12 protein-coding genes are annotated in these 15,204 nt (G+C 25.8%); 2 read left to right on the top strand and 10 right to left on the bottom strand.

Translation table 11 applies throughout. The features are described 5' to 3' along the window. Positions 1-70 precede the first annotated feature (70 nt). From JRV97_RS03905 to JRV97_RS03865, 9 genes are all read right to left on the bottom strand, one after another. Entirely contained in the window at positions 71-2,590 is a 2,520-nt protein-coding gene (locus JRV97_RS03905) for an adenosylcobalamin-dependent ribonucleoside-diphosphate reductase (protein ID WP_407081557.1), read from the bottom strand. 222 nt (positions 2,591-2,812) lie between these two features. Next, positions 2,813-3,421, bottom strand: a complete 609-nt coding sequence (locus JRV97_RS03900; RefSeq protein ID WP_281000365.1) for a hypothetical protein — start codon at positions 3,419-3,421, stop codon at positions 2,813-2,815. Between the two features lie 273 nt (positions 3,422-3,694). Continuing rightward, complete coding sequence (gene trxB, locus JRV97_RS03895; protein ID WP_281000363.1) at positions 3,695-4,648, bottom strand: thioredoxin-disulfide reductase; 954 nt, start codon at positions 4,646-4,648, stop codon at positions 3,695-3,697. A gap of 3 nt (positions 4,649-4,651) precedes the next feature. Next, complete coding sequence (gene pdo, locus JRV97_RS03890; RefSeq protein WP_281000361.1) at positions 4,652-5,329, bottom strand: protein disulfide oxidoreductase; 678 nt, start codon at positions 5,327-5,329, stop codon at positions 4,652-4,654. A gap of 18 nt (positions 5,330-5,347) precedes the next feature. After that, positions 5,348-5,707 carry a PadR family transcriptional regulator gene (locus JRV97_RS03885; protein ID WP_281000359.1) on the bottom strand — a complete coding sequence of 120 codons (360 nt, stop codon included), beginning with the start codon at positions 5,705-5,707 and terminating at the stop codon, positions 5,348-5,350. Positions 5,708-5,865: 158 nt separating this feature from the next. Further along, positions 5,866-8,295 carry an HD domain-containing phosphohydrolase gene (locus JRV97_RS03880; protein WP_281000357.1) on the bottom strand — a complete coding sequence of 810 codons (2,430 nt, stop codon included), beginning with the start codon at positions 8,293-8,295 and terminating at the stop codon, positions 5,866-5,868. A gap of 83 nt (positions 8,296-8,378) precedes the next feature. Further along, complete coding sequence (locus JRV97_RS03875; RefSeq protein ID WP_281000356.1) at positions 8,379-10,022, bottom strand: GGDEF domain-containing protein; 1,644 nt, start codon at positions 10,020-10,022, stop codon at positions 8,379-8,381. A 25-nt stretch (positions 10,023-10,047) separates the two neighbouring features. Next, on the bottom strand, positions 10,048-11,073 hold the full coding sequence (locus JRV97_RS03870) for an alpha/beta fold hydrolase (RefSeq protein ID WP_281000354.1): 1,026 nt from the start codon (positions 11,071-11,073) through the stop codon (positions 10,048-10,050). Continuing rightward, a complete protein-coding gene (locus JRV97_RS03865; RefSeq protein ID WP_281000352.1) occupies positions 11,060-12,025 on the bottom strand; it encodes an alpha/beta hydrolase in 966 nt (321 codons plus the stop codon). The genes JRV97_RS03870 and JRV97_RS03865 overlap by 14 nt, the downstream gene beginning before the upstream one ends. A 63-nt stretch (positions 12,026-12,088) precedes the next feature. On the opposite strand from JRV97_RS03865, the gene JRV97_RS03860 reads away from it, so the two are divergent. Together JRV97_RS03860 and pepT are read left to right on the top strand one after the other, a co-directional pair. Next, complete coding sequence (locus tag JRV97_RS03860; RefSeq protein WP_281000350.1) at positions 12,089-13,087, top strand: PIN domain-containing protein; 999 nt, start codon at positions 12,089-12,091, stop codon at positions 13,085-13,087. A gap of 49 nt (positions 13,088-13,136) precedes the next feature. Then, complete coding sequence (gene pepT / locus JRV97_RS03855) at positions 13,137-14,354, top strand: peptidase T (protein ID WP_281000348.1); 1,218 nt, start codon at positions 13,137-13,139, stop codon at positions 14,352-14,354. Positions 14,355-14,369: 15 nt separating this feature from the next. On the opposite strand, the gene JRV97_RS03850 is transcribed toward pepT, so the two are convergent. Next, positions 14,370-15,026, bottom strand: a complete 657-nt coding sequence (locus tag JRV97_RS03850) for an HAD family hydrolase (protein WP_281000346.1) — start codon at positions 15,024-15,026, stop codon at positions 14,370-14,372. Positions 15,027-15,204 lie beyond the last annotated feature (178 nt).

The following is a 15,204-nucleotide window of genomic DNA, read 5'->3' as shown; positions in this document are numbered from 1 at the left end:
TTTATCACCTCAAAAATAATAATTTATTAAATCTATTATATATTTTAATATTTAAAATTAATATCCAATTTTATGAACATTTTGACCAACCACATGTTTTACACGAAATACATCCTTCTGCCATTATTAAAGAATTTTTGCTTAAACATGTTGGACAATATGTATTTCCTTCTGTATCAACATAATAACCTTTAGTATATTCAAGTTTATTAGCATGAACAAATTTTTCAATTTCTTCTTTACTCAAAGGTTTTCCAACATGAAATACCTCTATATCATTTTCTTCCTCATTCCATAATTCTTCAAAATCATCGAGCGCACTTTTTATTTCTTTTGAAATCCCTTTACAATATGTGCCTTTAACCTTTGATAATTGTTCTAATATTTCGTCAACAGAAACTCCTGATCTTAAAGCTATAGAAGATAATCTTCCTATAATTTCTGCTGTTTCAGTTCCATCAGATAAGAAAATTTCTATGGCTTCACCGTTATCATCAAAAGATACTGTAATATATACAGTTCCAGATTCTGTTTTGAATTTCCTGGTTACACTTTTTAATGTTTCTTTTCTTGGTCTTGCACGCAATTTATGTTTTTCATCTAATACAAAGAAAGTAACCTTTTTATCTTCTTTTTTTGCCTTCGTTAAAACTTGTGTTTCCAATGATCCATCTCTATATATTGTTATTCCTTTTAAATTCAATTCCATTGCTTTCTTATATATCTCTTTTATATCATCAACAGTAGCTTCTTTGGGTAAATTAATGGTTTTTGAACATGATGCATCTAAATAACTTTGGATAACATTTTGTGCTAGTAAGTGATCCATTCCAGAAATATCCATTGAAGTAACAAATACTTTCTTTATTTCTTCTGGTATTCCTTCTATATTTTGTAATGAACCTTTTTCTATAATTTCCGCTTCTAATTCACTATTTAAATCTCCATCTAATTTATCTCTCAATATTTTATTCATATATGGAAGAGGAACTCTATTCCCTTCTTTATCTGTCATATATCTAATATATGCAAGCATAAAATTAGGTTCTATTCCACTTGAAGTATCAGCCAAATTAGATATAGATCCAGTAGGAGCTACTGTATTGACTTGAACATTTCTTTTATATTTTTTACCTTCTCCAAAGAAATGTTCTTTTATTAAATTATTCCATTGTCTAATATTTTCTGAATAATCATCATTTAACATAGAAAATGGAATAAATCCATTTTTATATTTTGATTTTTCAAATAATGGGAAGTTCCCTCTTTCTTTTGCTAATTCACTACTTGCTAAATGGGAATAATATGCAAATTGAGCTAATGTTTCTGCCATAAACATTCTACCTTCCTCAGAATTATATGGTAAATCTTTCTTATACATAGCATCAGCTAAACCCATAATTCCAAGGCCTATAAATCTTTGTTCCTTCGATACTCTATCTATTTTTTCAAGAGGATATACATTTATATCTATAACATCATCTAAAAATCTTGCTGTCCAATAAATTAACTCTTTAAATAAATCATTATTCTCTCCTTCGGGATTTCCCAACTCAACAAAATCTATTACTTTAGCTATATCAATAGAACCTAAATTACAACTTCCATATGGAGGTAAAGGTTCTTCTCCACAGGGATTAGTAGCGCTTACAGGAGTCACATCGCTTAAAGCATAATATTTATTATGTCTTCCAAGAAATAACATTCCCGGATCTCCTGATTTCCATGCATTATTTGCAATTAAATCAAATAATTCTTTTGCTTTAATTGTTCTTTTTATATTTGAATTAGGATGAGTTAATTCAATTTCTTCATCATTTTCTAATTTCTTTAAAAATTCTTCAGGATTGTCAAAATTCACAGATATATTAAAATAATTAAGCACAGATTTACCGTCATTATTTTTTTTGGAATTTATAAAATCTATTACATCAGGGTGATCGTATCTCATTACTGCCATTTGTGCTCCACGTCTTGCTCCACCCTGCTCTATTGTGGAAGCTGTAGTATTAAACACATGCATAAAGCTAATTGGACCAGATGATTTTCCACCTGTTCCTGCTATTGAACTTTCTTTTGGTCTTAATACAGAAAAATCGTATCCAACACCACCACCGTATTTTTGTATTAATGCAGCATCTTTTACGGCATCAAAAATACCTTCCATTGAATCTTCTAACGGAACAACAAAACATGCTGATAACATATTATGTCTATTTCTCGAATTAAAAATCTTTTTATAATCTTCTAAACTCATATCTTCTCTATTCTTTTGAAATACATCTCTTGATAAAGTTTTTCCAGAATTAAACAATGTTGGACTATTTGGTAAAAAAACCCTGCTTTTTAATAATTTATAGAATTTTTCTTCAACATCCCTTATTTTTTCGATATCATCATTATATAATATTTCTGCACTTGCTATATATCTAGAAACTCTCCTCGCTATATCATCCCAAGAATGTTCAAGATATTTCCCTTCTCCATCTTTCAATAAATACCTATCTCTTAAAATTCTTTCTGCATTTTCTGATGGTTTTATATCAGAAAAAAAGTCTAATAAACTTTCTAAATTAGATAATTGCTCCACATCCATACCCCCTTACAATTTTCATCATTTATCATTATACCACAATATATTGTGCCTTAACTTTTTATTTACACAATACTTTGTGAAATTATTATATTTTTTGATTTTATATTTATTCAAGATAATTATAGAAAATGTTAATTTTTTGATGGAGAAATTTATTATTTAATATAATATTAAAAAATAAAACCAGTGATTTCTCACTGGTTTTATTAATATTCTTTACAAATATGTCATTATGATAAAAGTATAATATATATTATTCGTTCTTTGTATAAGATAAATATAAATAATATTTTTTATAAATACGTATATAAAATGTACAATAAAGATATTTATTGATGTATTAATGTTAGTAAATAATATAGTATAGAAAAAAGAAGAAATCATAATAGCAAGATATTTCTTTTTTATATGCTCTAATAAAAATTTTGGAATTATTATGGAATAAAATATCAAAATAAAAAATAAATTTATACTAGCAAAAATAAAATATGGGGTAAATTCAAAATTTAAGATAGGTTTTGGGATAATTATATTTCCTGTTATCCATTTAAATAAATATATTTTTTCCATAATTATTGAAAAAATTATCAAAAACAAAGTAAAAACGTTTGTTAAATCTTTTTTTAGTTTTTCTTTGCTTATAACCAAATATTTCTTTTTTCCTGAAAACATGAAAAACGATGTTATTGAAACTACTATTTGATATAACAAAAATATATATGAATATTTCATATTTAAAATTACAATATTGGAATAAATTTTAAATATTAAAAATACTATATTTATTATAAAAGTCAAATATATTATTATATTTTTTTTATTCATATTAGCCTCCTATGCAAAAAAATCTACGCTATTATTAATATAATACTTCTTAAAATAAAAACCTTGAATTATCATCTTTAAATCCCACCTTTTTAAATATATTAATATTATACTATAATAATAATATAATTATTCTAAATTATATTTTATTAATAAGAAATAATTAAAATTATCATTAAATAATTTATAAAATCTAATAATTAATTATTTTTTTATTACAATATAAAAATAACCTCGGAGAAATCTCCGAGGTTATTTTTGATTATATATTTTTTAATTAAAATATTCTCTTACTGCAAAGGATGCTGCAATAGCCCCATCTGCAGCAGCTGTAATAATTTGTCTTAATTCTTTTTGAACTACATCTCCTGCTGCAAATACACCTTTAACATTTGTTTCCATATGTTTATCTGTAATAATATATCCATAATCATCTAAAGCAATTTTATCTTTGAATAATTGAGTTACTGGTAATAATCCAACAAACACAAATACACCATCGACATCAAAATTAGTTACTTCCCCTGTTTCTCTATTTTCTAAAACAAGTTGATTAACTTTTTTATCACCTTTAATTTCTTTAACTACAGAATTCCATATGAAGTTGATATTTTCTGTATTAAATGCTTTATCTTGATAAAATTTATCTGCTCTGAGTTTATCTCTTCTATGAATAATATATACTTCTTTTGCTATTTTTGAAAGGTATAAAGCTTCTTCTACAGCGGTATTTCCACCACCAATTACTGCAACTTTTTGGTTTTTAAAGAAATGTCCATCACATGTTGCACAATATGAAACACCTTTTCCAGCAAATTCTTTTTCACCAGGAACACCTAATTTTCTTGGTGTTGCACCTGTTGCAATAACTACCGTTTTTGTTTTTATTATATTTCCATCATCTAAAGATATAATTTTTTCTTCTTTTGAAAAGTCAACATTTATAACTTCACCATAATGGAATTCTACACCAAATTCTTTTGCATGTTCTCCTAATTTTTCTGCTAATTCTTCACCTGTTATAGATGTAAAACCAGGGTAATTTTCAACATATTCTGTTAAATTTACTTGGCCACCGTCTAAATCTTTTTCTATTATTAATGGTTTAATTCCGCCTTGAACTGCATATATCCCAGCAGCAACACCGGCAGGTCCACCACCTATTATAACCATATCATAATATTCTTTTATATTGCTTTTCTTAGATGTTCCCATGTCAAAGAACATTTATTATCCCTCCACAGCTTTTAATACTTCTTCTACGAAGTTAGGTTCTGGATATGCACCGATGAATTCACCTTTTACAACCCATTCACCATTTTCAAATAATTCTATAACTGTATGTGGAACAGAACTTACATTGTGCTTCATTGATATTTCATAAAATTCATTTGCTTCAACCATTTCACCATTTATATTTTCATTAATCATAGCAGCTTGATGTGCTGACAATACAGCTCTTGGACAGTATGGACATGTTGGAGTAACAAATACTCTTAGTCTCATTTTTTTATCAATAGCTTTTAATTTATTTACTGTATCTTCTGCTAATTCAACTTCACCATTTTTTGATAATAATATTAAATCTTGTAATAATGTGCTAAATTCATGTCCTGAAGGGATACCATAAAATCTAACACCTAAGTCAGAACCATTAGATGCTAAGATTACAGTTGCTGGAGCTAATGTTTTATCAATATCATATTCTTCAGCAATTGGAGAATCAATATGATGTACATCTAAGTCTATATTTTCTACGCCATCTTTTAATTCTGTGTATAATTGTTTTGTAACATCACAATATTCACAATTTTCTTTCTCAAATAATATGATTCTTACTCTTCCTTTCATTTCTGATAATAAATCTTTCACTTGTTCTAATGTTTTTTCATCTAATAATTTTTCCACAAAAAACACCTCCGGTTTTTATATATTTTCTTTTGCTTTGTTAACAAAATTTTTTAATACTATAATTTGTTCTTCCATCTCTATGATGAAATTTTTAATTCTTTCTTTACCTTTTTTTGTAATTTTATATATTTTTCGTGGTGGACTGGAAGTTGTATCCCAATCGAATTTTATTTCAGATCTTTTTTCCAATTCAGATAAAGCTCTATATACCCTTCCTTTTTGTCCAATTCCTTCAGGAATTGTTATACCCATCTCACACAATCTATTAGATAATTCATAACCATAGCTGGGTTTTTCTGCAATTAATATTAAGAGAAGGTCACATATTAACTTTCCACTTTTATTAAATACTTTACATTTATTAGCTGATTCCATATTTAGACCTCCAAAATACAACAAAAAAAGTCAAGTTTTCTATCCACATTCATATTATATACAAAATGTATATATTTGTCAACTAATAAAAGTGAAGACTTTGTTTTTATTATATTAAAAATAAATATAAAAATTAAAAGCCACTACTAATGCGGCTTTTAATCAGAGAAAGTATTGTAAATATCTTTAATATCAGTGGAATACATTTTTAATATTTCTAATAATTTAGGGTTAAAGTTTTCTGGTGAAGTTCTATCATCACCATTTAGGATTATTTTTAAAGTTTTTTCATGAGAAAAAGCTTTTTTGTAAGGTCTGTTTGAACGTAATGCATCATACACATCAACAAGTGAAACTATTTGTGCTTCTATAGGTATTTGATCACCTTTTAAATTAAAAGGATATCCTCCACCATTATATTTTTCATGATGATACAAAGCAATTTTTAAAGCTGTTTCAAAATATGGATCGTCACCCAGGAGTTTTTCTGCATAAATAGTATGCTTTTTCATTATTTCAAATTCTTCATCTGTTAATCGTGTTTTTTTATTTAGAATTTCTAGAGGTACAAAAATTTTTCCTATATCATGTAAAGGAGCAAATTCGCGGATTTCTAAAATTTTTTCATCAGGTATATTTAATTTTTTTGCAACAAATGAAGCTAACTCTCCAACTCTATATATATGTTGTCCAGTGATATCATCATGTGCTTCAGCTATTAAAGCTAATTTGTTTGCGAAATTTAAATAGGCATTTTTAACCTTATCAACGTTTAATTTTTTAGAAAGAACAGATTTTGCCAGATTAATGAAAGATTGAAATATTTTTTTATCTTCATTATTAAAACTTTCGGGACTATTTTCTGCAATATCAAGAGAAAAATTCAAAATTATATTTTTGTTTATATATGCTGTTGCAAGCATTGTTTCTTTAGTGCTTTTAACAGCTTTAAAGAATTCTTTTAACAAATTTTTTTCAAAATTATTTTCATTAAATTTTTTTAATTCATCATTTTTGAAAATTTGTATTTTTTCTTGCGTTTGAACCATATACTTTTTTTCTAATGGCAAAGATTTCAAGATGTTAATATTATGTCCGACGGCTGACAAAAATTGCCATTTGTTTTCTTTCCCGATAGAAATACTTCCATAGTCAGCTTTTTTGACAATTTTTAATGCATTTTTAAGTAAATAATCAAAATACATTTCTATATCTATGTTTTTTTCTTCCAGGTTATAAATAAGATTAATAATTTCTTCTAATTTTTTATTTGCATCAAGTAACTCCTTATTTTTTTGTTCCAGTTCTTTTTGATATTTTATAATTTCAGTAATATCAACCCATAGAACCAACAAACCCTTTTCGTTGTTATTAAGAGTGATTGAGGTTTTATAATCTTTGAAATATAAAACTTTATCATTGAGAAGCAATTTAAAATTATCAACATAGCCTTTTTTTTCATCAGAAATTATTTCAATATCTTCGATGATAGAATCTTCCAATAATTTTTTATTACTATTATCGAATATTTCTAATAGATTTTTTCCAATTAAATCATCTTTTTTTATTCCAAGAAGGGAAGCTAAAGCATTATTAGCGAAAATAATTTTTTGTTCTATATTTTTTATATATATAGGATTTGGAGAAAGATTAACAATTTCTTCTATAAGTTTTTTTGAGTTATTTAGTTCTGTTATTTTTGTTTCTAATTCTGAAAGAGCATTTTTAAGGCTTTCTGTTCTTTTGTAAACTTTCTTTTTTAATAATTTTGAATAAAAATAAAATAGTATAATGATTCCAGAAGCACTGATAATTCCAAATATTGTACTAATTTTTAACCAGAGTGGAATTTTTTCACGTATAACAGGTTCAAAATATTTATCAAATGTTTTATAATAAAAAGAGTTATTATTTTCTTTTAAATTTATAATATATTTATCGAAAATATCGAAAATATTTTTTAAGTTGCTATCTTTTCTATACATAATAAATCCACCAATGGGTTTAAAAATAATAGAGGTTTTATTTACTTTATAATTTTTTTCTTGATCGAGACCAAAAAATCTTGGTACAACTCCGGCATCAATTTTCTTTTGGTTTAAGCTTTCAAAAATATTACTATATGAGTTAAACTCAATAAACTTCGCTTTAATTTTAAAGCTATTTAAAATATCTTTTATTCCATTGTTTCCTTCGTAAAAAATATCTGTTTTCATAACACCAATTTTTAAACCTTTTAAATCAAGTAATGAATTAAGATGTAAATTGTATCTTGTATAAACAACAGCCCACTCGAAAAATACAGGTTCTTTGTTAAAATAAAAATTTAGTGCTCTTTTATCTGTATAACCAAGTGGTGCAACAGCATCAATTTGCCCTTTTTTTAGTTTTTCAATCAAATTTACTTGTGAATCAATAACAAAATTTAAAGGTATATTATTCTTTTTTGCAATAAAATTCAGTATTTCATTTAAAAAACCAGTATTTTCATCAATAACAATAGGAGGGGCTTTATATAAGCCTATTGTTATTGAAAGAGAAAATATAGGAATTATTATAATAATTAAGATAATAATAAATTTTTTCATTTTATCCCTTCTTCATAAAGGTTTATTATCTGTTAATGATAAACCTTTTTTATTAAATTTAGGTTTTTAATGTTAATAGAAATCTAATATATTATTTTATTTTTACCTTTATTCTTTGCAGTATAAGCTTTTTTATCTGCATTTTTTATTAAAATATTAATATTTGTTTTATTATTATCTTCGATACCTACACTAAATTTAAGGCCAGTACGTGTAAGATTCTTTTTTATTCTTTTTATAATGTTTCTAGCTTCAAATTTGTTGATGCCTTCAAAAATTATTATAAATTCATCACCGCCATATCGATATGCTTTATCATTTGATCGAATTGAATTTTTTAATATGTTTGAGAATTCTTTTAATAATGAATCTCCTTTTAAATGCCCATATTTATCGTTTATTTTTTTAAAGTTATCTAGATCAATGAATGCTAAGGAGATTAAATTTTTTTCTCTCTCGTACATTTGAAGATCTTTATTTAGTTTTGATGAATTATACAGACCAGTTAAATAATCTGTTTCGCTCATTTTTTTAATTTCTTTAAAATGCTCTCCATGAACAAGTATCATAGAAACAATTTTTGCTAAAACAGATAATATTTGCATATCTTCCCTTGTTGGTCTTAATCCATTTTCAGGACTATCACATGATATATAACCAATAAGATCATTATTTTTATTTTTTAAAGCAATAGCAAGGAGATCATTTTTATTCCACATATAATCCTTATTTTTTATATTGTTTGCATTTATGTTTTGTTCAAATATAAAATAATCGTTTTTATTTAATTTTTCAGCCATATTTGGTATAAAGTAAACTTCTCCATATCTATAATCATTTTTAAAAACTTCGTTTATAATTTCTGAAGCGTATACTTTTCTATTTTTTAGTTTTTCAAATTCTTCCTTCGAAAAACCTGCATATGAAATTCTTTTAATTATGTCATTTGCGTAATCTATTTCAGATATTAGAACATATTTATATCCAAACTTTTTATTAAGAAATTTTGCAGCCTCATTTAATATAAATTCTTTTGATGCTTTTATTGAATACGAATATAATAAGTTTGAAAATTCAAGCATTATTTCATTAAAACGATTTAATCTTTTATTTTTTATTTTCTCTTCTTCTTTTTCATATAAGTATTTAGTTATGAAATAATAAATACCAAGAAATATCAGGTTTTGAGATAAAAAGTAATATTTTACTATTGTATTTTGGCTTAATAAATGTAGGTATATGCTTGGTAATGAAGCTATAAAAAAAACATATTCAATAGCAAATAATTTTATATCAAATTTAGTAATATCAACTAATAAAGAATTTAGTATTTTTGATAGTGATATATATAAAAATAATTTCATATAAATATTTAAATCAAAAAAGTTAACTATTATATATGAGCCATAATACATGAAGAAATAAACAAGAAATTTTCTAATCCTTTTTAAATAATTTCTTTCATTTAATCGAAATAATGTTATTAAAGATGCTGCAAATATGTATTGTGGCCCATGTAAATAAGCGACTAAAAATCCTGGTACATTAGATACAAGACGACTATTATTTTTCCATTTTACATCTATATTATCTGAAATAAAGGTTATTAGAAGAACCGTTAGTAAGTTTAAAATTTGAAAATTCAAGTGAAATGGGAAATAAATAAATAACAAAAAAACAATCAAACTATCAAAAATAATTTTTCTTATGTAATTATGGTTATGCATTTTTAAAAATCCCCCCATTAAAAAATTACTTCTTAATGACTTCATCATCAAGAGCTTCTTCGATTTCATCAAAGCCATATAATCTAGATTTTATTTTTAAATCCTCTATATTTAGTATTTTTATTACATTTTTTGCCAGCAAAAACTCAAATGGTAACCAGGTAACATGACCTGTAGGAATAATATAACGTTTAGCTCCTTTGAATTCGCTAAAAAGCATTTTTCTACTTTTTTTAGATAAAGTTTTATCGAAAAATGCTTCAACAAAAGTTATTTTTTTAGGATTTATTAAATGTGCGTAAGATAAAGGATCTATTTTAAATAATGGATGAATATTTTCGGAGTTTATTAATTCGTTTAAAGACATTTTTCGGACCTTTTCAAATTGTGTATTATATATATCGAATATTTTGTCAGGATTATGAAGTTCATATTCATCCTTGAATCCTTTTTCTATTAATCGTTTCACAAAAGTTGTAGCGGGAGAATTATATAATATTTCTGGTAAATGACCACCTGTAGTCATTAAAAGGAGATGTTTTAATTGTGGTTCTAATGCTTCAACAATAGTACCAACCATTCCTCCTAAACAGTATCCTAACAAGATATGGTCTTTTCGCCATAACCCTTCTTGTTTTAAAAAATCTATAGTAGTTAGGGTATCTATTACACCGTGTTCCCAAAATCTATACATTATTTTTAAATCAGGCCACAGATAACTTCTACCGCTAACAGATTTTTTATCTACTCTTGTATAGTTTCCAGGTAGTATTAATATGGTTGTATTTATTCCAACACTTGCAAGCCTTCTGGCCATCCATATCATATATTTAACATTTGCACTTCCAAGTCCATGTAAGATTAAAGCTGAAGCATAGGTTTTATCTTTTGGCATGAAATTATACAATTCAACAGTTTCGGTTCCTTCTGCAGGATTCCTGTATAAAGTTTTAAATCGAATATAATTACATCTGTAATGTTTTCCTTTGAATATGAAACCAGAAATATAATCAATTTTTTTCTTTTTATATGAAAAATCAACCTTCATCATTCACCAGGCTCCTTATAAATTTAACAGTTTCATTTAAAATTCTAATGGTTTGAATATCATTATTTTCAAATTCAAAAGCATGGTCACCACTCTTATGAACGAGTATTTTTGTTTGAACCCCTTTTTCTTTTAATTTTTTAAATAATTCAACTGAAGATGAAAAGGGAACTGTTTTATCCTTTTTTCCATGTACTAATAATACAGGTTTCATATTTTTATTAATCCAGAAAATTGGTGAATAATATAAATATTCCCCTTCTTTTGTTGGGGTAGGAAATCCTTTTAATGCTGTAGCAGTAGCAACCTTAGCAAAAACAGATTTTACATTTTTATCAAATAAATGTTTTAGATTAGCCGGTGTATAGTAAGATACAACACCTTTGATTCCTTCAGTATGTTTTTCATTCTTTACAAAAGTATTATAAGCATAGTATAATAATGTAAGATGTCCTCCGGCGGATAATCCCATTAAAATAATATTATTTTTATCCAATTTTAATCTATAATAATTTTCTTTTATATAATTTAGTGCATCAGTATAATCAGAAAGTATTTCACTCATTGTATGTGATACTCCAAGTCTATAATCTATAGAAACAACAGCAAATCCTTTTGATGCAAGAAATTTACACCAGGATACATTGTTTTTTTGATTTCTGAAACCAGAAACCCAACCCCCACCATGTGCAAAAAAAACTACGGGGAGTTTTTGTTTTTTTGATTTTGGAAAATATATATCGAGTTTTAATTCTCTATTCTCAATTTTTTTATAGGTATATGTATAAGGTCCATCAAAATCTACAGCATCTATAGGAAGTTTTCTTAATAATAAGTTTAAGATATATAATCCAAACCAAATAATAAACCCATAAATTAAAGCGATCCATCCCCATAAAATGGATAAAGATATAACAACCAAAGCATAGTATTTTTTTAAATTTTCTTTATTCATATATATCACCAAATTTCTATTTTATTATATTATACATCAAAACGATAAAAGGAGCAAATAGGTATGAGTTTTGGAAAAATTTTAAAAATAATAGAAGAAAAAGATTTTTTAGAACATAAGAGAAAAATTAAAAAAGAGGTGTTAAAAGTAAATAAATGGTTATTAAATCCTCGGGAATTAAATAAGAGAAAAATGTTGTCTGTATTCAGATTCTTAAGTAAAAATGCAGAAAGAAAAATTTTGAATAAACATTTAAATGACTTACAATTTTTACTTATACATATAGTTGAAAAACCAAAGGAAAATAGAATAAAAGACTTAAAAAAATACTACGGATTGCTCGATGAAGATGTTGAAATGATAAAATTTCTAATGTATCCTAAGAAATTTCCACCAGGAGGATATGAGGGAAAATTGAAAAAATATGGAATAGAATTATATACACCTAAAGTGATATTTAAAAGACTCCCATTTAAAGATTACATAGATTTATATGCTTTGATGACATATATACCTTTAGATGAAAAAAATCCATTTATTCAGAACTTACTGGATGAAATATTAAAAATAGATCCATTAGAAGATAAGAAGTCATATTTTAAAAAAGTTATTGAAATATACAAGAGTTTAAGCGATTTTGAAAAACATTTATTAAATATGCAATTAAAGAACTTTTCTTATTATCATTATAAATTATTAAATACAGATTCCGTAAAAGGATTAGTTATAGATGGTAGTAATGTGGTGAGATATGAAAATAGAAATTCTTTGCAATTTTTAATTGAAATGTTTGATAATATGTATTTTGGAAAGATAGCATTTTTTCCTATTCATATTGTTTTTGATAATAATATAGAATTTTTTTTAAATGAAGAAGATAAAAAAGTATTAAAAACTCTTTCAGAAAAAAGGAGAGTATATTTTAATTCGCCAGCTGATGAAATGATAGTATATATAGCCAATAAGTTTGGATATTATATATTATCTAATGATAAATTCAAAGAATATGATGTTGATCCAAAAAAATTACTAAAAATAGAAGATTTTAAATTTGACAATTAATATATCAAGTGATATATTATAGATATAATATATTGAAAGGAGATTGATGATGAAAAAAGTTCATGAAAGATTTATTGAGTATACAAAATTTTATACTACATCTAATGAAGAATCAAAAGCGTGTCCTTCAACACCTGAACAATTAATATTAGCAAAATATTTAAAAGCAGAATTAGCGAATATTGGAATGAAAGATGTAGAATTAGATGAAAATGGATATGTATATGCAACTCTTCCATCAAACATTGATAAAGAGGTTCCTACTATAGGATTTATTGCTCATATGGATACAGCGCCTGCACTAACAGGAAAAGATGTTAAAGCAAAAATAGTAAAGTATGATGGTGGAGATATTGTATTAAATAAAGAAAAAAATATTGTTTTAAGTCCTAAAGAGTTTCCAACTTTAAATAATTATATTGGTCAAGAAATAATAGTAACAGATGGAAATACATTACTTGGTGCAGATGATAAAGCGGGTATAGCAGAAATTATTACTGCAATAGAATATTTAATAGAACATCCAGAAATAAAACACGGAACAATTAAAGTGGGCTTTACACCAGATGAAGAAATTGGTAGAGGTGCTGATAAATTCAATGTAGAAAAATTTAATGCTAATTTTGCATACACAGTAGATGGTGGTGAAATTGGTGAATTGGAAGCAGAAAATTTTAACGCAGCAACTGCGACTTATACCATTCATGGTAAGAGTATTCACCCTGGAACAGCAAAAGATAAGATGATTAATGCGGCATTAATTGCTGCAGAATTAGCAATGATGTTTCCAGAAGCTCAAACTCCACAACATACAGAAAAATATGAAGGGTTTTTCCATGTGGTTCATATCTCTGGAGATTGTGATAGTGCAAAATTAGTAATGATAGTAAGAGATCATGATAAAACATTATTTGAAAATAAGAAATGGTTATGTGAAAAAAATGCAGAATTATTAAATAGAAAATATGGGGAAGGTACTATTGAATTAGAATTAAAAGATAGTTATTATAATATGAAAGAAAAAATTGATCCAGAAATTATAGAAATTGCTAAAAAAGCCATGGAAAAAGTAGGAGTTAAACCTATTATTAAACCTATCAGAGGTGGTACTGACGGGGCAAGATTATCATATATGGGCCTGCCCTGTCCAAACATTTTCACTGGTGGCCATAATTTCCATGGAAGATATGAATATATTCCAATTCCATCTATGGGAAAGGCGGTTGAAACTATTATTGAAATAATAAAATTAGTATCAGAAAAATAATGTGGCTTAGCCACATTATTTTTCTATTATTCTCCATTTCCTTTTTTTAGCTATTCTTTTTAATCTGAAATCTGGTGCTACACAAACCGGATTGCCTACCTCTTCTAAAAGTGGTAAATCAGAAATAGAGTCGCTATAAAAATAAGCTTCTTTTATGTCAAAATTATGTGATTCACATAATTTTTCAGCTTCTTTAACTTTGTTTTCTTCATACATGTAAACTCCCATTTCTCCTGTAATAATTCCGTCTTTTATGACTGTTTTAGTACAAATAGAATCATCAAAATTCAAATATTCTGCTACAGGCATAACTATAGAATCAGGAGATGCTGAGATAATAACAAGGTAAGCATCATTATTTTTATGAAATTTTATTTCTTTTTTCATGCTTTCTCTAATATGATATTTGCCATCTTCTTCAAACCATTGTTTTGCAAAACCAAAGGCTTCCTCAGCATTTTGACCAGCATATTGCATAGCTGTATCTCTCATCATTTTTTCCATATCTTTTATTTCAATACCAAGTTTATAAAATAATGTAAATAAACCCATTCGGTAATATTTCCACCACGTGAATTTACCGTATTTTATTTCATATTTATAGTAAAGTTGTGGGCTATATTTATCAAGTAATGTTCTATCTAAATCAAAAAAAGCTACATATTTTTTCATATTTCCCTCCTGTAAAAATATATAGTTATTATATCATATATTATACTTAATAACAATCTTGTTATAAATAGTATTATCAAATTAAAATTTAAATATTTACTATATTTTAATATTTTAGTTACTAAAATTAGCACAAATTTTATTATAATATATCGTGATAAATTTAATTATAAGTATA

The sequence above is a fragment of the Marinitoga aeolica genome (genome assembly GCF_029910535.1).
In the GTDB taxonomy this organism is placed as follows: domain Bacteria; phylum Thermotogota; class Thermotogae; order Petrotogales; family Petrotogaceae; genus Marinitoga; species Marinitoga aeolica.
The sequence above is the reverse complement of the archived record's forward strand: the minus strand, read 5'-3'. Positions and strand labels throughout refer to the sequence as shown.